This is a genomic window from Halomonas almeriensis (assembly GCF_030409235.1).
Lineage (GTDB): Bacteria > Pseudomonadota > Gammaproteobacteria > Pseudomonadales > Halomonadaceae > Halomonas > Halomonas almeriensis.
This window is the reverse complement of record NZ_JAUFPO010000009.1, coordinates 509,166-527,891: the sequence shown is the minus strand read 5'-3', so window position 1 is coordinate 527,891 and position 18,726 is coordinate 509,166. Positions and strand designations below refer to the sequence as shown.

Genomic DNA, 18,726 nt, shown 5'->3' with positions numbered 1-18,726 from the left:
GGATAACTCCCCGGTACATAGCAATACAAAACGGCGGCCCGGGGGCCGCCGTTTTGCTTTCTCTCTCAACACATCCGACTCAACGCAACACGTCTTCTTCCCGCAGCAGCTTGAAGATGGCCTCGGCGCCCTCTTCCGGGGTGACGTCCGACAGAACCTGACCACCCCCGCCTTCGGCCTTGGCCGCCGCCGCCTTGAAACGATCACGGGCCGATGTCGCCTTGACGATCTTCAAGCGCTTGGGCCGCTTGCGGGCGGGCTGTACCTGCCACTCGGCCCAGGCGGTATCCTCGCTGGCCTCCGCTGCCCGGGTATCCAGCCGGCCACGGCGGGACGGGCCATAGGCACTCTGTCGCGGCGCCGGCGCCGAGGCGTCCACCGTCAGCAGGGCCGGCAGGCGCACCTTGAGGCGACGCCGCTGTCCTCGCGGCAAGGCCTGCAGCAGGGTCGCCTGCCCGTTCTCGACGCTTTCAACGGCTGCCAGGCTGGTAACCAGCGGCCAGCCCAGACGCTCGGCCAGCAGGAAAGGCAGCAGGCCGGAGCCCTCCCCCTGCTCGGCCCGCTCGCCGGTGATCACCAACTGGGGCGATGAGGCCTCGAGGGCTTCGGCAAGCGCCGGCAGGACATCGGCGCCTTCGGGTTGCTCGAGCAGGGAGAGCGTCTCGAAGCCCATGCCCAGATAACCCCGCAACGCCGACTCATTGTCAGAGCCCAAATGACCGGCATACAGCAGGCCCACCCGGGCATTGGGCAGGGATTTCGCCAGCTCGACGCCCCGAGCATCCTGGTCGGCACGGCGCGCCCGCCCGGTGACCGGATGACGGCCGACCGAGACCAGCACGGTGGCTTCCAGCGCCGGTGTGGTGGCAGTTTCAGGCTGCATCGCGTTGCTCCTCCCTTGATTGCTGCACCCTTGCGACCAGGGCCTGTAGAATCCGGGTTGAATCGCCGACGACCGCCAGATCCGCCCGTTTGAACATGTCGCAGCCCGGATCCATGTTGATGGCGATGACCTTCTCGCAGGTCTGGATACCCTGCAGGTGCTGAATGGCCCCGCTGATGCCAACGGCAATATAGACTCTGGCGGTGACCCAGGTGCCGGTGGCCCCGACCTGACGATCGCGTGCCATGTAGCCGTCATCGACGGCCACCCGGGAGGCTCCCTCGGTGGCGCCCAGTACCTCGGCGGTGTGATGGAAACCATCCCAGTCCCTGACACCATTGCCGGCAGAAAGAATGAACTCGGCCTCCGACAGCGCCACCCCGGCAGGGTCGACAGGCACCTGGCCAAGATCCTCGATCCGCGACAGAGTCGCGGGCAGGGGTTCCGGCAAGGCCACCGGCGTGGCGGCATGACGGATATCACTGACCGGCTCGGCACACTCGGCCAGCGCCAGGGCAATACGCGGCAGCTCGCGCTGGATGTCCAGCGACTCCGCTGCACCACGGGTAATACAGCGCCAGCCAGTGGCCTGGCCTGGATCCGCTTCGACCTGCCAGACACCGGCCACCGGCCGCTCCCCCAGACGCGCGGCCAGACGGCGCCCGAGCTCGCCACCGCCCAGCTTCGAGTCCGGCAGCAGCCAGTGCCTGGGCGACCAGGCCATGTCGATCATGCCCAGCGCGCTGAGGCGTGCCTCGGGCGCATAGCCTGTCACGTCCGAGGATTCGAGATGCAGCAGCCGATCGATGCCAGCCTCCTCGAAGCCCGACTCCTTGTGGGCGCCGAACACCACGGCCAACACGGCCCCCGGGGCCTGATCATCGGCATCGGCCAGGCGGCGCGCCAGCCCCAGCAGGTCGCGGTCATGACCACTCAAGCGGCCACCCGCCATGTCCGGCACGACGACCACCGAAAAGGCCGGGTCGCTGATCTCGACCCGAGGCTTCTGCTGTGCCGCGGCTGCCGACGCCCCGCCCCCGGTGACGCCCTGCTGGGCGCCACTACGGTCGATGCGCTTGACACCATTGGGACCGGTGAAGCCCACGGCATGCGGATTGCGTCGCAATACACCATGCGGCCCCATCCACTCGCTGGCCGCACCGCGGCCCAGCTCGGCCATCACCTCACTGTGCTGTGGATGCAGCCGATTGCGGGCGATCCACTCCCTGCGCGGATCACGGCGTTGAACCTCACTCATCACGCTACCTCCCTGGCCAGTGACGCTTCGGGCTGTGCACTCTCGCCCGCTGTGGCAGCGGTCTGGTCCGTCTGGTCCGTCAGCGCCTCGGCCACCAGCTCGGCTATGTCTCGAACATCGGCGGTGCTGTCGACCACGCCCTCCAGCATCACCGTGCACTGCGGGCAGCCTACGGCCACCAGGTCGGCCTGGGTCTCCTGCACATCTCCCATGCGCATGTCGGGGATACGCTGCTTGCCGGGGATATCGGTGATCGGAGCCCCACCGCCGCCGCCACAGCAGCGCGAGCGAAAGCCGGAACGCTGCATCTCGGCCACTTCGATGCCCAGCGCCCTGAGCACATGGCGCGGCGCCTCGAACTCGCCGTTGTAGCGCCCCAGGTAGCAGGGGTCATGATAGGTCACACGACCGCCCTTCCAGGGGCGGAAAGCGAGGCGGCCCGCATCATGGAGCTCACCGATGAAGGTACTGTGGTGGGAGACCCGGTAATGCCCCCCCAGCTCGCCATACTCATTGCCCAGCACATGAAAACTGTGCGGGTCACAGGTGACGATGCGCGCAAAGCGATACTGATCCAGGGTGGCGATATTGCGTCGGGCCAGCGACTGGAAGGTCGCCTCGTCGCCCAGGCGGCGCGCCACGTCGCCACTATCGCGCTCTTCGTCACCGAGCACGGCGAAATCGACTCCGGCCGCTCGCATGATCTTGACCAACGCGCGCAGGGTGCGCTGGTTGCGCATGTCGTAGGCCCCGTCTCCGAGCCACAACAGCACCTCGGCCTGGCCGCGCCGGGACATCAGCGGCAGTTCCAGGTCCGCCGCCCAGTGCATGCGGGCGCCGGGATCGAAACCGCCGGGATTGTCGGTGGCGATCAGGTTGTCGAGCACTTCGGCACCCTTGCCCGGTGTCTGACCATGCTCAAGCGTCAGGAAACGGCGCATGTCGACGATGGCATCCACATGCTCGATCATCATCGGGCACTCTTCCACACAGGCCCGGCAGGTGGTGCACGACCAGAGCGTCTCGGCATCCACCAGCGCCTTGCCCTCGCGCGCCACGATCGGCCCATGCGGGGTGCCATGGTGCTCGCCCACCGGGCGGTCCGGATATGGGCTGCCGGTGTAATGGGCATCGCTGCCGCCTGCCAAGCCGACGACCATGTCCTGGATCAGCTTCTTGGGGTTGAGCGGCTGACCGGCGGCAAATGCCGGGCATACGGCTTCACAGCGGCCGCATTGCACACAGGCGTCGAAGCCCAGCAACTGGTTCCAGGTAAAGTCGCTCGGCTTCTCGACGCCCAGGGTGGTATCGGGATCATTCAGATCCAGCGCCTTGAGGGCGGTGGAGCGGCCTTCTCCGCCGTGCCGCGTGGAGAAGCGCTCGGGGCGACGATGAAAGGCCAGGTGCAGCGCCCCCGCGAAGGCGTGCTTCATGGGGCCACCCCAGCCCATGCCGACCAGCATCTCGGCGAGCCCCCAGGTGACGAGTACCGCCAGGATCAGGGCGAACAGCGTGCCGAAGGCACCGGTCAACACCCCCTCGGGCAAGAGGCCGACACTGGGCAGCGTGATGACGAAGATGCTGACCGAAAACGCCATCAGGCTTTTCGGCAGGCGCATCCAGGGACCGCGTGACAGGCGAGCCGGCGGGTCACGACGCCGCCGCGCAACGAACAGGCTGCCCACGAACATCGAAGCGCTCGCCAGCAGCAGCAGCCACCCCAGCACGCCCTCGGCCAGCCCCAGGCCGTGAACCAGGATCATCAGCAGGGCGGCCGCCACAAAACCGCCGGCCGTGGCCACATGGGTATGCGATATGACCTTATCGCGCTCCACGACATGGTGAAGATCCACCAGATAGCGGCGCGGCATCGACGCCAGGCCTTTTAGCAGGTCGACCCTCGCATGCCGCCCCTGCCGCCACAGCCGTGAGCGACGCCAGGCGCCCACTGCTGCCACCGCCAGGGCCGCGAAGATCAGAATTGGCAGGAGGATATCAAGCATCTCGCTCACCTCTTATCAAGAGCCTCAAGCATCAAGCGGGAAGCTGGAAGTGCTCACTTCCAGCTTCTGGCTTCCGGCCTCACGCTTGAGTTAAAAGTCCTTGCAGATACGCAGCGCATCATAGATGGCGGCATGCGTATTGCGCGGCGAGGTGCAGTCACCGAGGCGGAACAGCAACCAGCCGTCGCCCTCTTCACTGAGGCAGGGCTGCGGGTCCGCCGCGTAGAGGGCCTCCAGGTCCAGCTGCCCCTTGTTGCGCGATTGCGGCTTGAGCTCGTAATACAGGGCTTCGTCGGGGCGAACACCATTCTCGACCACGACCTGGTCGATCACGCGCTCTTCCTGGGCGCCGGTGTACTCGTTTTCGAGTACGGCCACCAGGGCGTCGCCTTCCCGGTAGACCTTGTGCAGCCCCAGGTCGGAAGACATGATGACCTCCTTTTCATACAGGCTGCGATAGTAGGTCGGGAAGGTGGTGCCGCCCACGGCGGAGCCCGGCTTGACGTCATCGGTGACGATCTCGACCTGGGCGCCCTTGTCGGCCAGGTAGTCCGCCGCCGAAACCCCGGAAAACTCGCAGATGGTGTCGTAGATGAGCACGTTCCTGCCCGGCTCGACACGACCGTCGAGGATGTCCCAGGTGCTGACGACCAGGCTCTTGGCCGGGTCCTGGTCGTAGCCCCACTCCTCGAACTGCTCCAAATAGGGGCGCCCCCCTGTAGCCAGCACCACGATGTCCGGCCTGAGATCGAGAATGGTCGCCTGATCGGCACGGGTGCCCAGCCGCTGATCGACACCCAGTCGGTTCAGCTCCAGTTGATACCAGCGGGTGATACCCGCGATCTGGTCACGCTGCGGGGCCCTGGCTGCCGTGGTGATCTGTCCACCCAACTGATCGGCGGCTTCGAACAGGGTCACCGCGTGCCCCCGTTCGGCCGCCACACGGGCCGCCTCCATGCCCCCGGGGCCGCCACCGACCACGACGACACGACGCTTGGTGCCCTCGGTTTCCTCGATGAGGTGCGGCAGCCCCATGTACTCGCGGGAGGTCGCGGCGTTCTGGATGCACAGCACGTCCAACCCCTGATACTGGCGGTCGATGCAGTAGTTGGCGCCGACACACTGCTTGATCTGGTCGACCTGATCCATCTTGATCTTGGTGATCAGGTGCGGGTCGGCTATATGCGCCCGGGTCATACCCACCAGGTCGACATGACCGCCTTCGAGAATGCGATTGGCCTGGTTGGGGTCCTTGATGTTCTGGGCATGAATTACCGGCACGCTGACCACTTCCTTGATACCCGCCGCCAGGTGCAGGAAGGGCTCCGGCGGATAGGACATGTTGGGAATCACGTTGGCCAGGGTGTCGTGGGTGTCACAGCCGGACCCCACGACGCCGAAGAAGTCCACCTGGCCGGTGGCATCGTAATAGGCCGCAATCTCTTTCATGTCGTCCTGTGAGAGACCATCCGGATGGAACTCGTCGCCGCAGATGCGCATACCGACCACGAAGTCCTCGCCGACTTCGGCACGCACGGCCTTGAGAACTTCCATGCCAAAGCGCATGCGGTTCTCGAAGCTGCCGCCCCACTGGTCGGTGCGCTTGTTGACCCGCGGGCTCCAGAACTGGTCCATCAGATGTTGATGCACCGCCGAGAGCTCGACACCGTCCAGCCCGCCTTCCTTGGCCCGGCGTGCCGCCTGGGCAAAGTCATACACGACCCGCCAGATGTCCTCTTCCTCGATGGTCTTGCAGGTCGAGCGGTGCACTGGCTCACGAACCCCGGAGGGTGACAACAGGTTCGGCCAGTCGAAGCCGTCCCAGCGCGAGCGACGTCCCATGTGGGTGATCTGGATCATGATCTTGCCGCCATGCTTGTGCACGGCGTCGGCGAGATTCTGGAAGTGCGGAATGATCCGGTCAGTGGCCAGATTGACGGAACTCCACCAGGCCTGCGGGCTGTCGATGGACACGATCGAGGAGCCACCACAGATGCACAGACCACAGCCACCCTTGGCCTTTTCCTCGTAATACTTCACATAGCGATCGGTGGTCATGCCACCATCGGTGGCATGCACTTCGGCATGCGCGGTGCTGACCACCCGGTTACGAATGGTCAGCTTGCCGATTTGAATCGGCTGGAACATCGCATCGAATGCCATGGTCTCGACTCCTCAGCCCTGGTCCTGATTGTCACGCGGCACGGTAGTGAAATACCCGACCTCACAGCCTTCCTCTGCGGCACTCTGCGTCTGCTCGGCGACCGTTCTCAGCGCGCTGCCACGCGCTGCAAGAATCTGGTCCATGGCGCCGGCGAACCAGCCGGTGAACATGTACTCGACCCGGCGGCCGACCTTGCCGAGCTGGTAGACGAAGGCGCTGTGCTCGAGTCGAACCCGGCAGGTCCCCTCATCGAGATCAATGTGCTCGGTAACGAAGAACCCCCAGCCTCGCTGAGAGAGGCGTTTCATGTAATGCTCGAACACGGCCTCGCCCTCGAGGCCATGCATGGCCGCTTCCTTTTCGCACCAGTGCCAGGCGCTCTTGTAGCCGGCCTGATAGAGAATCTCGGCGTAGGCATCAGCCCCTAGGGCTTCCTCCACGGCCACATGGTTGTTGATGAAGAAGTGGCGCGGCACATAGAGCATCGGCAGGGCATCGGTGGTCCAGACGCCGGTCTCGGCATCCACCTCGATGGGCAGCTCGGGGTCCATCTTGGTCACGGTGTTATTCCTCGGAATTGCTGTTTGTTATAAAAGGTTTTCGTTGCAGGGTCAGGGGCTAAGAGGTAAGAGGTAAGAGGTAAGAGGTAAGAGGTAAGAGGTAAGAGGTAAGAGGTAAGAGGTAAGAGGTAAGAGGTAAGAGGTAAGAGGTAAGAGGTAAGCAAGTGCAGCCCAACAAGTGACGGTCCGCAAGGCCCTTCCTTCTTCCTTCTTCCTTCTTCCTTCTTCCTTCTTCCTTCTTCCTTCTTCCTTCTTCCTTCTTCCTTCTTCCTTCTTCCTTCTTCCTTCTTCCTTCTTCCTTCTTCCTTACTCGCCCCAGACGTCCTTGAGCACGCGCATCCAGTTCTCGCCCATGATCTTGCGGACCTGGGGCTCGCTGAAGCCGCCCCGCAACAGCGCCTCGGGCAGGTTGCCGAATTCACCGATGGTGCGGATGCCCTTGGGGTTGATGATCTCGCCGAAACGCGTCAGGCGACGCGCATAGCCCTTGTCATGGGTCAGCCACTCGAAGAAGTGGTGGTCCTGCCCCTGGGTGAAGTCGGTGCCGATGCCGATGGCATCCTCGCCGACAATGTTCATGACGTAGGCAATCGCTTCGACATAGTCGTCGATGGTGGCGTTGACGCCGGCACGCAGGAAGGGAGTGAACATGGTAACGCCGACGAAGCCGCCCTTGTCGGCGATGAACTTGAGCTCTTCGTCGGACTTGTTGCGCGGATGGTCCTTGAGGCCCGAGGGCAGGCAGTGGGAATAGCAGACCGGCTTCTCGGAGGCCTCGATCACCTCGGTGGAGGTCTTCTCGCCGACATGCGAGAGGTCGCACATGACACCCACCCGGTTCATCTCCGCGACGATCTCGCGGCCGAAGCCGGAAAGCCCGCCATCCCGCTCGTAACAGCCGGTGCCGACGAGGTTCTGGGTGTTGTAACACATCTGCACGATGCCCACGCCGAGACGCTTGAACACCTCGACGTAGCCGATCTGGTCCTCGAAGGCATGGGCATTCTGAAACCCATAGATGATGCCGGTCTTGCCCTCCTGCTTGGCACGACGAATGTCCGCCGTGGTGTGCACGGGCAACACCAGGTCACTGGACTCTGCCAGCAGGGCATTGGTGGACACGATGTTGTTGACGGTCGCCTGAAACCCTTCCCAGACCGAGACGGTGCAGTTGGCCGCGGTCAGGCCACCCTTGCGCATGTCTTCGAAGAGTTCACGGTTCCACTTGGCGATGACCAGACCATCGATGACGATGGAATCGTTGTGCAGCTCGGCGGGTGTCATGGCAAGACTCCGGTTGGTGCGTGATCTTGCCGGCAGGATATATCCCGGCCTGCTGCGCTCGGCGCTTGGGAGCGACCGGGAGGGTTCTAAAAACGTCAACGGCGTCGTAAACGCGACAATTCACCGAAGACGCATTACAGCCGATCCAGGTAGGCATGGCCGAGGTTGTACATCTGCCCGCGGATCCAGCGGCTGCGCTGCAGGACATGATCAATCGGCTGCGAGGCACTGAGTCCGCGCGGGTTGGGGAGGATGGCCGCCAGTCGACTGGCCTGTGCGGTCGACAGGGCACTCGCGGGGACGCCGAAATAGTGCTGGGAGGCCGCCTCGAGGCCAAAGACACCGTCATCCCATTCGACGATATTCAGGTACACCTCGAGAATGCGTTCCTTGGGCCAAAGCAGCTCGAGCCAGAGGGTGAACCAGGCCTCCAGGGCCTTGCGCACCCAGCTCCGACCGGTCCACAGGAAGAGGTTCTTGGCGGTCTGCTGGCTGATGGTGCTGGCGCCCCTCAGTTCACCACCGTTCAGGCTGGTGGTGACCGCGCGCCGCAGTTCGATGAAATCGACACCATGGTGGTCCGGGAAACGCTGGTCTTCCGCCGCCAGCACCGCCAGTTTGGCGCTATCGGCCAACGCCGGCCAGGCCCGCCACTGATGCTGGATCTCCAGCGACTCACCGGCCAGCCAGGCTTCCAGCTTGCGCTCGGCCATGACCATCGAGCCCCCCACCGGCACGACCCGGAACATCAACACCAGCAGGATGGACAGCCCCACCCACCCCAGCAACGCCAGCCCCAGAAATCGCGCTAAACGTCGCAGCCAAGCTCGCATCCGACCTCTCTTGTCTATGTTTTCAAGCGCACACTGGCGTAGGTGGGCTCGCCGCGTGCCTGATCCAAGGCCGTGATGGCACAGGAGACTGGCTCCTGGGGTAGTGCCTCGAAGGCCGACGCCGATTGCAGCATCGACGCCGCATCCTCGACCAAATGCACCGGTGCCACCAGCTCGACGGCACTGCTGCTCAGACGCTCATCCCGCGGTGGAATACCGAAATATTCGCGATAACACTTGGAGAAGTGCGGGGTGGAAACGAAGCCACAGGCCGACGCCACCTCGATGATCGACATGGGTGTCTGTTTGAGTAGCTGCCGGGCCCGGGTCAGACGCAACTTCAGGTAATAGCGTGACGGCGAGCAGTGGAGGTTCTTCTGAAATAGCCGTTCCAGCTGGCGACGCGACACATTTACATAGTCGGCCAGCTCGTCGAGACTGATCGGCTCCTCCAGGTTGGCCTCCATCAGCGCCACGATTTCCAGCAGGCGTGGCTGAGTGGTGCCGAGCACATGCTTGAGCGGCACGCGTTGCTGGTCCTGCTCGCCGCGGACGCGATCATAGATGAACATCTCGGAAATGCCCGCCGAGAGCTCGCGACCGTGGTCCCGCCCGATGAGGGTCAGCATCATGTCGAGCGGCGCCGTGCCACCCGAGGAAGTGGCCCGGTCACGATCGATCGAAAACAGCCGCGTGCTCAACGCCACCTTGGGAAAGGCCTCCTGCATGGCCGCCAGACACTCCCAGTGCACACTGGCTTCATAACCATCCAGCAGACCGGCCCGCGCCAGCGCCCAGCCACCGGTACAGATGGCCCCCAGGCGACGCGAGCGACGCGCCTGCGCCTGCAGCCAGCTGACGTGTTCGCGCTGCACGCTGCGATGCGGTGCCACGCCGCCACACACGATGATGGTGTCGAGGGCCAGCGGCACGGTGGTCGAGGCGTCCGGCGTGACCTTGAGGCCATCGCTGGCACTGACGGCCTCACCCTCGAGACTCAGGGTGTACCAGCGGTACAGCTCGCGCCCGGCGAGCTGGTTGGCCATGCGAAGGGGTTCGATCGCGGTGGCTAGGGAAATCAGCGTGAAATTGTCAAGCAGCAGAAACCCCAGCGTCTGCGGAACCATCTTGGGAGGTGCCTGGGCAGAATTGGTCATGGTGATACTCCAGCACTGTCGTCATGATCCATCTTGTTGTTGTCGAGCGGCCCTAGGGCAACACTGCCTGTTCCATCAGCGCTTCCCTTGAAAACCGCCGCACGAGCGGCTCGGAACGGATCCGCTCACTCTCAATGTATACTCTTATGTCGTTTTTTGACATGTCGGAATTATCTGCCAGCGTCATGAAAGCGGTCTACTCGCCCAATAACGTCGCTTTTGAATACGATATGTCGCTTTCAAGCGGTCCGGCAAGCATCAAAAAAAGCGCCGACCCGGAAGAGCCGACGCTTTACGCCAGAATCAGCCGGCGCCTCGCCATGGACCACCAGCGAGCTGGCGGCCATCAGGCCAGGAGACGCTCGGCGTGATAGCGCATGTGGTCTTCCATGAAACTGGCGATGAAAAAGTAGCTGTGGTCGTAGCCCGGCTGACGGCGCAAGATCAGTGGGTGATCATGTTCGGCACAGACCGCTTCCAGCCGGGACGGGCAGAGCTGCTCCTCGAGGAAATTGTCCGCTTCGCCCTGGTCGATGAACAGCGGCTGGCGTGACGCGCCGCGGGCCACCAGCTCGCAGGCATCGTATTGCGTCCAGCTGCTGACATCCTCACCGAGATAGGCCGTGAAGGCCTTGCGCCCCCAGGGGCATTGCGTCGGATTGACCACCGGCGCAAAGGCCGACACGGCACGGTAGTGGCCGGGTCGGCGCAGGGCCATGATCAGAGCGCCATGTCCGCCCATGGAGTGGCCGCTGATCGACTCGCGGCCATTCACCGGGAAGTGCTGACGCACCACGGATGGCAGCTCCTCGGCCACATAGTCATACATGCGGTAATGGTCTTTCCATGGCGCCTGGGTGGCATTGACATAGAAACCGGCACCGGAGCCGAAGTCATAACTGTCATGCTCGCCGGGTAGGTCCAGACCGCGGGGACTGGTATCCGGGCAGACGATGGCGATGCCCAGTTCGGCGGCCAGTCGCTGGGCACCGGCCTTCTGCATGAAGTTCTCGTCATTGCAGGTCAGTCCCGAGAGCCACCACAGCAGCGGTACCCGCTCGGTCTCGGCCTGGGGCGGCAGATAGATGGCGAAGATCATTTCACAGTCCAGCGCCCGCGAACGATGGCGATAACGCTTGTGCCAGCCACCGAAGCTGCGATTGGCCGAGACCAGCTCGAGATTTTCGGTCATGGTCATGAGGGGTCCTCGTTGAATTCGCGCCATGCCGCGCGGTATTTCCCGCGCGGCGCCAGCCGGCTATCAGTAGTGCAGCACGGTGCGGATGCTTTCACCCTTGTGCAGCAGCTCGAAGGCCTCGTTGATTTTCTCGAACGGCATATCGTGAGTGATGAAGTCGTCGATGTTGAGCTCGCCGTTCATGTAGCGTTCGACATAGCCGGGCAGCTCGGTCCGGCCCTTGACGCCGCCGAAGGCGGACCCCTTCCAGACGCGACCGGTCACCAGCTGGAAGGGCCGCGTGGAAATCTCCTCGCCGGCACCGGCCACACCGATGATGATCGACTCGCCCCAGCCCTTGTGGCAGCACTCCAGCGCCGAGCGCATGACATTGACATTGCCGATGCACTCGAAGGAGTAGTCAACGCCGCCATCGGTCATGTCGACGATGACCTCCTGAATAGAGCCCGCGTAATCCTTGGGGTTGACGAGTTCGGTGGCCCCGAACTGCTCGGCCAGCTCGAATTTCTCGGGGTTCACGTCGATGGCGATGATACGGCTGGCCTTGGCCATCACCGCGCCCTGGATGACTGCCAGGCCAATGGCGCCCAGGCCAAACACCGCCACAGTGCTGCCCGGTTCGACCTTGGCGGTGTTCATCACCGCACCGATGCCGGTAGTCACACCGCAGCCCAGCAGGCAGATCTTGTCCATGGGCGCCTGCTTGGACACCGAGGCCAGGGACACCTCGGGCACGACCGTATACTCACTGAAGGTCGAGGTGCCCATGTAATGATGCAGTGACTGGCCATCCAGCGACAGGCGGCTGGTGCCATCCGGCATCACGCCCTTGCCCTGAGTGGCCCGCACGGCGCTGCACAGGTTGGTCTTGCCGGACAGGCAGAACTTGCACTTGCCGCACTCGGCGGTATACAGCGGAATGACGTGATCTCCCGGACGCAGGCTGGTCACGCCTTCGCCGACTTCCTCGACCACACCGGCCCCCTCATGGCCCAGAACCGAGGGAAAGTTGCCTTCCGGGTCAGCGCCGGAGAGCGTGAAGGCGTCGGTGTGGCAGACACTAGTAGCGGCCATGCGCACCAGTACCTCGCCCGACTTCGGACCCTCGACGTCGATTTCGGTCAGTTCCAGCGGCTTGCCCGCTTCCAAGGCCACGGCAGCACGAGATTTCATAATCACTCCTTGCAGTGATGAATGGACACTGCCCGAGTGTAGGCAACTTCTCGGGCTCGTATAAACTGCATTAAACTCATGACATCATTGCCATACAGCAACAATGTTAGGATTGCGCCTCCATGCAACGCTGGGACCGTATCGAAGCCTTCATCGAAGTCGTGCGCCAGGGCGCCTTCAACGCCGCCGCCGAACGTCTGCGCGTGTCGAGTTCGCATGTCAGTCGGCTGGTCAGCCAGCTCGAGCGCCAGCTGGATACGCCGCTACTCTACCGCACGACCCGGCGCATCAGCCTGACGGAAGCCGGCCGACTGTATTACCAGCACTGCCACCATCTATTCGATGGCTTCCGAGACGCCGAGGCTGCCGTCAAGGAGCTTCAGACCCATCCCAGCGGCCTGCTCACCCTGACCTGCGCGACCACCTTCGGTGAGCGTTTCCTGGCACCACTGGTGCACGACTTTATGCGCCGGCATCCTCAGCTGGAAGTCACCATGCACTTCACAAACCGCCGCGTCGACATCATCGATGAAGGTGTGGATATCGCCATCCGCATGGGCACACTGCAGGACTCCAGCCTGGTGGCACGCCGGCTGTGCGAGCGCCGCGAATTTGTCGTCGGCTCCCCCGACTACTTCAGGCACCATGGCCAGCCGCATGCCCTGTCCGAGCTGGCGCGCCACCGCTGCCTGATCGGTACTCGCGATCACTGGCGCTTCGACGTCGACGGCGTCAGACGTGACCTGCGCGTCGATGGCCCCTGGCGCGGCAACTCCGGACCGGCACTATTGGATGCCGTGCTCAAGGGCCTGGGGCTCGCCCAGCTGCCGGATTACTATGTGGAGCAACACCTGGCCAGCGGAGCGCTGATCAGCGTCCTGGATGCCTACCAGCATGACGACACCGCGGTCTGGGCCGTCTACCCGCGCCATCGCCAGCGCTCGCCCAAGGTGCGACAGTTCCTCGACTTTCTGGTGGCGTCGCTGGGCCCGCGGCTACCGAACCAGGGTCGAGGAAAGCCTTAGGCCCGATCAACACTCGATGGCGTTGACGGCCAGGCCGCCCTTGGAGGTTTCCTTGTACTTTTCCTGCATGTCGGCCCCAGTGTCGCGCATGGTGCGAATCGCCTTGTCGAGCGAGATGAAGTGCTCGCCGTCGCCACGCAGGGCCATCTGGGTGGCGTTGATCGCCTTGACCGAGGCAATGGCATTGCGCTCGATACAGGGCACCTGCACCAGGCCGCCGACCGGGTCGCAGGTCAGCCCCAGGTTGTGTTCCAGACCGATTTCCGCGGCATTCTCGATCTGGCCGACGGTACCGCCCATGACCTCGGTCAGGCCCGCTGCCGCCATGGCACAAGCCGATCCCACCTCGCCCTGGCAGCCCACCTCGGCGCCCGAGATGGAGGCATTCTTCTTGCAGAGGATGCCGATAGCGCCGGCCGTCAGCAGAAAGTCCACCACATTGCGCTCGCAGGCATCGTGCTGGAAGCGCATGTAGTAATGCAGCACCGCCGGAATGATGCCGGCCGCACCATTGGTCGGCGCTGTCACCATGCGTCCGCCGGCGGCATTCTCCTCGTTGACCGCCAGGGCAAAGACATTGACCCAGTCCATGGCGGAAAAGGTGGTGGAAATCAGGCTCTGATCATCTTCCATGGCCTCGAGCCGACGATGCAGCGCGGCCGCACGCCGCTTGACGTCGAGCCCGCCGGGCAGAACCCCTTCATTGGCGAAGCCCTGCTGAACACACGCCTGCATGGCTTCCCAGATCTGCCAGAGCCCGGCCCGAATCTCCGCCTCGTCGCGCCAGGCCTTCTCGTTTTCCATCATCAGCTCGCTGATGCGCAGGTCATGCAGACGACACAGGGCCAGCAGCTCACCGGCACTGTTGAAGTCATAAGGCAGTGCCGTGGTGTCGGCATCCAGCTCATCGCGATCGACCTGGCCCTGGTCGACCACGAACCCGCCGCCTACCGAGTAGAAGACATTACGATACAGCTCGTCGGCATGGCCGTGCGCCACCAGCGTCATGGCATTGGGATGGTAAGGCAGACTCTCGTCATGCCACTGCAGGTCGCGCGTCCAGACGAAGGGAATGGCCAGGCGCCCGTCGAGCAGCAGGGTCTGGGATTCCAGCAGCTCCTCGATGCTCGGCGAGATGATATCCGGGTCGATGGCCTGTGGCCGCTCGCCCATCAGCCCCATGATGGTGGCGCGATCCGTGCCATGCCCCTTGCCGGTGGATGACAGCGAGCCATGCAGATGAACCTCGATACGGGCCACGCGCTCCAGCAGGTCCCGGGCGCGCAGTGCCTGCACGAAGTCATGAGCCGCCTGCATCGGCCCCACCGTATGAGAACTGGACGGACCGATACCGATCTTGAACAGGTCGAAGACGCTAATTGCCATGGTGGGTGCCTCATTGCCGGACCGGCAGTTCCGGTCGTCAGGGTCGTTACGCCAGCCCGCCCTCGAGGGCCGAGCTTTCTGCCTTCGTGTCAGTCAGGCTAAAGCCAGCTGGTTTTTATGGAGAATTTCCCCTATGTTGGTCCCAGCTTTCCTCGGGTACAATCGAGAATATCTTGCTTTGAGTATAGTTTGACTAAACCATGAGCCGCCTTCTCAACTCCCAGACCCACGCCTGGCTGAAAGTCTTCGCCGTCAGCGCGCATCACCTGTCGTTCACGCGGGCGGCGGAAGAACTTCACGTGACCACCGGCGCAGTCAGCCAGCAAATCAAGCAGCTGGAGGAGCGACTGGGCTTCAAGCTGTTTCAGCGCCTCCCCAGGCGCCTGACCCTGACCGAGGAAGGACGGCGACTGGCCAGCGTGGTCGACGAGGCCTATCAGTCCGTGGGCCTGGAAGTGAAACGCCTGCGCAGCGGCGTGATGAGCGGGGTCATCCGGTTGCGCAGCATCCCCTCCTTTCTCAACAAATGGTTGATGCCGCGCCTGCCGCGGCTGCAGGCACGCTTCCCCGACATCGAGCTGCACATCACCTCAGAGGACAGCAGCACCTCGCTGCGCGAAGGCGATTTTGACCTGGCGCTGGACCTGAATGATGGCCAGACCCCCGGGCTGACCATCACGCCGCTGCTCGAGGAAACAATCTTTCCGGTCTGCTCACCCGCCCTGCTGCGCGGCCGCCCGCCTCTGCGCCGCCCCGAGGACCTTTCCTGGTACCCCTTGCTGCACGATGTCACCGCCTGGCGCGGCAGTCGCGATCATGGCGAATGGGAGCACTATCTCGCGGCGATTGATGCCCCTCCCCTCAATGTGCAGCGCGGCTATACCTTCAACCGCAACCACCTGACCATGGAGGCGGCCATCGCCGGCATGGGGGTGGCCATCGCGCGCCAGACGCTGATCACCGATGAACTGGATACCGGTACTCTGATCGCTCCGTTCGAGCAAAGGGTGGCAACCGGCATGCACTACGGCATCGTCTACTCGGCCGGCGCCCTGGATGACCGTCGGGTCAGGGCGGTGCATGACTGGCTGGTCGAGGAAGCACAACGCCGGCACCGAGCGCACCGCCGCTGATCTCCTCGACAGGAGGCGCAAGACGATTGCCTCGCGTATAATATGAACGCTTGATTTACCAGGCCGTGAGACCATCGGATGACGCCCATCAACCCAGACCGCATCGACTTTCGCCCGACCTGCCTGCGCGCCGTCGCTTACATACTCGTGATCATCGCGCTCATGGAAGGCGTGATGCTGGAAGCCCGGCAACCCATCGAACAGGAATTTTCCGAGGTCGGCTTCACCGAATTCACCCAGACGCTGCTGCTGGTACTGGCCGGCACTCTGACCCTGTTCGCACGCTGGCGGTATCAGCAGTTGCCGCGGGTGACCCTGCTGCTGATTGGCCTGTTCGGCGCCTCCCTGATTCGCGAACAGGACAGCTGGCTCGACCATTATGTGGCCGACGGCGCCTGGCAGGTTCTTGTCAGCCTGCTGGTCGCGCCTGTTCTCTATCAGGTCGCGCGCCACCGTCGTGCCTTTGTCGAGGAAATGAACCGCTACAGCGGCACCTTTTCCTTCGGTCTGTTTGCCGCCGGCTTTCTGACCACCTATGTGTTCTCGCGCCTCTTCGGCCGGGGGGAGCTATGGCAGGCCATGCTGGCCGAAGGCTATGTGCGCGTGTTCAAGAATGCCGCCGAGGAAGTCAGCGAGATGTTCGGCTACACCCTGCTGGTGCTGGCCATGGTGGAGCTGCTGTTGCTGATGCGGCGGTGGCACAAGGCCAGCGCCTGACCCCGGCACAACAGCCCTGCAAACGACAACGCCCACGGAAACTCCGCGGGCGTTGTGATCGGAAAGGTCGCGATGGCGCTTGCGCGTGGCGACTTACTCGTCGAGGAAGGAACGCAGGGGCTCGGAGCGCGACGGGTGGCGCAGCTTGCGCAGCGCCTTGGCCTCGATCTGACGGATCCGCTCACGGGTGACATCGAACTGCTTGCCGACTTCCTCGAGGGTGTGGTCGGTATTCATGTCGATGCCGAAGCGCATGCGCAATACCTTGGCCTCGCGAGCCGTCAGGCCGCCCAGCACGTTGCGGGTGGCCTCGATCAGCCCCTCGCCGGTGGCCGAATCGATAGGCAGCACCATGGTGCCGTCCTCGATGAAGTCGCCGAGGTGCGAATCATCGTCATCGCCGATCGGTGTCTCCATAGAGATCGGCTCCTTGGCGATCTTCAACACCTTGCGCACCTTGTCCTCGGGCATCTCGAGACGCTCGCCGAGCTCCTCCGGCGTGGGCTCGCGCCCCATCTCCTGGAGCATCTGACGCGACACACGATTGAGCTTGTTGATGGTCTCGATCATGTGCACCGGGATGCGGATGGTCCGCGCCTGGTCGGCGATGGAGCGCGTGATGGCCTGACGAATCCACCAAGTGGCATAGGTCGAGAACTTGTAACCACGACGGTATTCGAACTTGTCCACCGCCTTCATCAGGCCGATGTTGCCTTCCTGGATCAGGTCCAGGAACTGCAGGCCACGATTGGTGTACTTCTTGGCGATCGAGATCACCAGGCGCAGGTTGGCCTCGACCATTTCCTTCTTGGCACGGCGTGCCTTGGCTTCGCCGATGGACAGCTTGCGGTTGACTTCCTTGAGATCGGTAACCGCCAGCGCGACCATTTCTTCCTCGAAGGCAATCTTGCGCTGAGAGCGCTGGATCTCGCCCTTCAGCGGCTCGAGCCGGGCCGCATGCCTGCTGTTGTCGGCCATGAAGGCATCGAGCCATTCCTGATTGGACTCGTTGCCCGGGAACGACTTGATGAAGGTCTTGCGCGGCAGCTTGGCCTTCTTGACACACAGCTGCATGATGGCCTTTTCCTGGGCACGCACCTGCTCGACGCTGATACGCACCTGTCCGACCAGGCGCTCGAAGTGCTTGGGCACCAGCTTGATCGGCGAGAACAGCTCCGCCAGACGCGCAAGCTCGCTCTGCGCTTCCTTGGCCGCCCTACCATGCGCCTCGATGGCTCGACGCGCGGCCTCGTTCTGTTCGCGAATCTGCTCGAAGCGCGCTCTGGCCTCTTCCGGGTCAGGACCGCCGCCGGTCTCCTCTTCCTCGGCCTCGACGTCCTCGTCGCCTTCACCCTCGGCCGTCTTATGGACGGGCTGGGGTTCCGGCACCTCGGCCTCGGCCACACCGGGGATGCCTTCATCGGGGTCAATGAAGCCGGAAAACAGATCGGAAAGACGACCCGGCGCTTCCTCGTCCTGGGTGGCGTCATAGGCCTCGAGAATGGAATCCACGGCACCGGGCAGATAGGCCAGCGCGAACATGACCTCGCGAGTACCTTCCTCGATGCGCTTGGCAATCTCGATCTCGCCCTCGCGCGTCAGCAGCTCCACGGTACCCATCTCGCGCATGTACATGCGCACCGGGTCAGTGGTTCTGCCCACATCGCTTTCCACCGCCGCCAATGCCGCCACAGCCTCTTCGGCCGCCGACTCGTCGGTGGATTGATCGGACATCATCAGGGTATCCTCGTCGGGAGCCTCCTCGACGACATTGATCCCCATGTCATTGATCATGCCGATTATGTCTTCCACCTGATCCGGGTCGGCGATATCCTCGGGTAGATGGTCGTTGACCTCGGCATAGGTCAGGAAACCCTGTTCCTTGCCGCGCGCGATCAACTCCTTCAGACGTGACTGCTGCTGCGCATTTCCAGCCATAGAAACCCTATCTC

At 63.4% G+C, this 18,726-nt stretch carries 16 protein-coding genes; 4 read left to right on the top strand and 12 right to left on the bottom strand.

The window, feature by feature from the left end:
• Window positions 1-79: 79 nt before the first annotated feature.
• The 8 genes from etfB to gbdR all read right to left on the bottom strand — a co-directional run bounded on the left by etfB (window position 80) and on the right by gbdR (window position 10,142).
• Window positions 80-883, bottom strand: coding sequence for an electron transfer flavoprotein subunit beta (gene etfB, locus QWY74_RS09235; protein ID WP_264823957.1), 804 nt, complete (start codon window positions 881-883; stop codon window positions 80-82).
• Complete coding sequence (gene etfA / locus QWY74_RS09230) at window positions 873-2,141, bottom strand: electron transfer flavoprotein subunit alpha (protein WP_264823958.1); 1,269 nt, start codon at window positions 2,139-2,141, stop codon at window positions 873-875. Before etfA ends, etfB begins: the two co-directional genes overlap by 11 nt.
• Window positions 2,141-4,144 carry a (Fe-S)-binding protein gene (locus QWY74_RS09225; RefSeq protein ID WP_264823959.1) on the bottom strand — a complete coding sequence of 668 codons (2,004 nt, stop codon included), beginning with the start codon at window positions 4,142-4,144 and terminating at the stop codon, window positions 2,141-2,143. The genes etfA and QWY74_RS09225 overlap by 1 nt, the downstream gene beginning before the upstream one ends.
• A gap of 90 nt (window positions 4,145-4,234) precedes the next feature.
• On the bottom strand, window positions 4,235-6,307 hold the full coding sequence (gene dgcA, locus QWY74_RS09220) for a dimethylglycine demethylation protein DgcA (protein WP_264823960.1): 2,073 nt from the start codon (window positions 6,305-6,307) through the stop codon (window positions 4,235-4,237).
• A 12-nt stretch (window positions 6,308-6,319) separates the two neighbouring features.
• The gene (locus QWY74_RS09215) at window positions 6,320-6,868 is read right to left on the bottom strand and encodes a DUF5943 domain-containing protein (protein WP_264823961.1); all 549 of its coding nucleotides are present in this window, start codon (window positions 6,866-6,868) and stop codon (window positions 6,320-6,322) included.
• A 306-nt stretch (window positions 6,869-7,174) separates the two neighbouring features.
• The gene (locus QWY74_RS09210; RefSeq protein WP_264823962.1) at window positions 7,175-8,152 is read right to left on the bottom strand and encodes a dipeptidase; all 978 of its coding nucleotides are present in this window, start codon (window positions 8,150-8,152) and stop codon (window positions 7,175-7,177) included.
• 134 nt (window positions 8,153-8,286) lie between these two features.
• Window positions 8,287-8,985, bottom strand: a complete 699-nt coding sequence (mtgA, locus tag QWY74_RS09205) for a monofunctional biosynthetic peptidoglycan transglycosylase (protein WP_264823963.1) — start codon at window positions 8,983-8,985, stop codon at window positions 8,287-8,289.
• Window positions 8,986-8,999: 14 nt separating this feature from the next.
• Window positions 9,000-10,142 carry a choline metabolism transcriptional regulator GbdR gene (gene gbdR, locus QWY74_RS09200; RefSeq protein WP_264823964.1) on the bottom strand — a complete coding sequence of 381 codons (1,143 nt, stop codon included), beginning with the start codon at window positions 10,140-10,142 and terminating at the stop codon, window positions 9,000-9,002.
• A 146-nt stretch (window positions 10,143-10,288) separates the two neighbouring features.
• Here gbdR and QWY74_RS09195 point away from each other — a divergent pair, with 146 nt between their 5' ends.
• Complete coding sequence (locus tag QWY74_RS09195) at window positions 10,289-10,513, top strand: hypothetical protein (protein WP_290314201.1); 225 nt, start codon at window positions 10,289-10,291, stop codon at window positions 10,511-10,513.
• Here QWY74_RS09195 and fghA read toward each other — a convergent pair.
• Window positions 10,489-11,340, bottom strand: coding sequence for an S-formylglutathione hydrolase (gene fghA / locus QWY74_RS09190; protein WP_264823966.1), 852 nt, complete (start codon window positions 11,338-11,340; stop codon window positions 10,489-10,491). The two genes, QWY74_RS09195 and fghA, sit on opposite strands and share 25 nt — an antisense overlap.
• 63 nt (window positions 11,341-11,403) lie before the next feature.
• Entirely contained in the window at window positions 11,404-12,513 is a 1,110-nt protein-coding gene (locus tag QWY74_RS09185) for an S-(hydroxymethyl)glutathione dehydrogenase/class III alcohol dehydrogenase (protein WP_264823967.1), read from the bottom strand.
• A gap of 122 nt (window positions 12,514-12,635) precedes the next feature.
• Here QWY74_RS09185 and QWY74_RS09180 point away from each other — a divergent pair, with 122 nt between their 5' ends.
• Complete coding sequence (locus tag QWY74_RS09180; protein WP_264823968.1) at window positions 12,636-13,538, top strand: LysR family transcriptional regulator; 903 nt, start codon at window positions 12,636-12,638, stop codon at window positions 13,536-13,538.
• A 6-nt stretch (window positions 13,539-13,544) separates the two neighbouring features.
• Here the strand turns inward: QWY74_RS09180 and QWY74_RS09175 are convergent, their stop codons facing one another.
• Window positions 13,545-14,924 (bottom strand): L-serine ammonia-lyase, encoded by a 1,380-nt coding sequence (locus tag QWY74_RS09175; protein ID WP_264823969.1) that lies wholly within the window; start codon window positions 14,922-14,924, stop codon window positions 13,545-13,547.
• A gap of 200 nt (window positions 14,925-15,124) precedes the next feature.
• On the opposite strand from QWY74_RS09175, the gene QWY74_RS09170 reads away from it, so the two are divergent.
• Window positions 15,125-16,057, top strand: a complete 933-nt coding sequence (locus QWY74_RS09170) for a LysR substrate-binding domain-containing protein (RefSeq protein WP_264823970.1) — start codon at window positions 15,125-15,127, stop codon at window positions 16,055-16,057.
• A 78-nt stretch (window positions 16,058-16,135) separates the two neighbouring features.
• A complete protein-coding gene (locus QWY74_RS09165) occupies window positions 16,136-16,774 on the top strand; it encodes a hypothetical protein (RefSeq protein WP_264823971.1) in 639 nt (212 codons plus the stop codon).
• Between the two features lie 93 nt (window positions 16,775-16,867).
• On the opposite strand, the gene rpoD is transcribed toward QWY74_RS09165, so the two are convergent.
• On the bottom strand, window positions 16,868-18,712 hold the full coding sequence (gene rpoD, locus QWY74_RS09160) for an RNA polymerase sigma factor RpoD (protein ID WP_264823972.1): 1,845 nt from the start codon (window positions 18,710-18,712) through the stop codon (window positions 16,868-16,870).
• Between the last annotated feature and the right edge of the window lie 14 nt (window positions 18,713-18,726).

Bases quoted from the DNA above. Each gene is read 5' to 3' on its own strand.
- etfB (WP_264823957.1), bottom strand. From the start codon at position 883: ATGCAGCCTGAAACTGCCACCACACCGGCGCTGGAAGCCACCGTGCTG.
- etfA (WP_264823958.1), bottom strand. From the start codon at position 2,141: ATGAGTGAGGTTCAACGCCGTGATCCGCGCAGGGAGTGGATCGCCCGC.
- QWY74_RS09225 (WP_264823959.1), bottom strand. From the start codon at position 4,144: ATGCTTGATATCCTCCTGCCAATTCTGATCTTCGCGGCCCTGGCGGTG.
- dgcA (WP_264823960.1), bottom strand. From the start codon at position 6,307: ATGGCATTCGATGCGATGTTCCAGCCGATTCAAATCGGCAAGCTGACC.
- QWY74_RS09210 (WP_264823962.1), bottom strand. From the start codon at position 8,152: ATGACACCCGCCGAGCTGCACAACGATTCCATCGTCATCGATGGTCTG.
- mtgA (WP_264823963.1), bottom strand. From the start codon at position 8,985: ATGCGAGCTTGGCTGCGACGTTTAGCGCGATTTCTGGGGCTGGCGTTG.
- gbdR (WP_264823964.1), bottom strand. From the start codon at position 10,142: ATGACCAATTCTGCCCAGGCACCTCCCAAGATGGTTCCGCAGACGCTG.
- QWY74_RS09195 (WP_290314201.1), top strand. From the start codon at position 10,289: ATGTCGTTTTTTGACATGTCGGAATTATCTGCCAGCGTCATGAAAGCG.
- fghA (WP_264823966.1), bottom strand. From the start codon at position 11,340: ATGACCATGACCGAAAATCTCGAGCTGGTCTCGGCCAATCGCAGCTTC.
- QWY74_RS09185 (WP_264823967.1), bottom strand. From the start codon at position 12,513: ATGAAATCTCGTGCTGCCGTGGCCTTGGAAGCGGGCAAGCCGCTGGAA.
- QWY74_RS09180 (WP_264823968.1), top strand. From the start codon at position 12,636: ATGCAACGCTGGGACCGTATCGAAGCCTTCATCGAAGTCGTGCGCCAG.
- QWY74_RS09175 (WP_264823969.1), bottom strand. From the start codon at position 14,924: ATGGCAATTAGCGTCTTCGACCTGTTCAAGATCGGTATCGGTCCGTCC.
- QWY74_RS09170 (WP_264823970.1), top strand. From the start codon at position 15,125: ATGAGCCGCCTTCTCAACTCCCAGACCCACGCCTGGCTGAAAGTCTTC.
- QWY74_RS09165 (WP_264823971.1), top strand. From the start codon at position 16,136: ATGACGCCCATCAACCCAGACCGCATCGACTTTCGCCCGACCTGCCTG.
- rpoD (WP_264823972.1), bottom strand. From the start codon at position 18,712: ATGGCTGGAAATGCGCAGCAGCAGTCACGTCTGAAGGAGTTGATCGCG.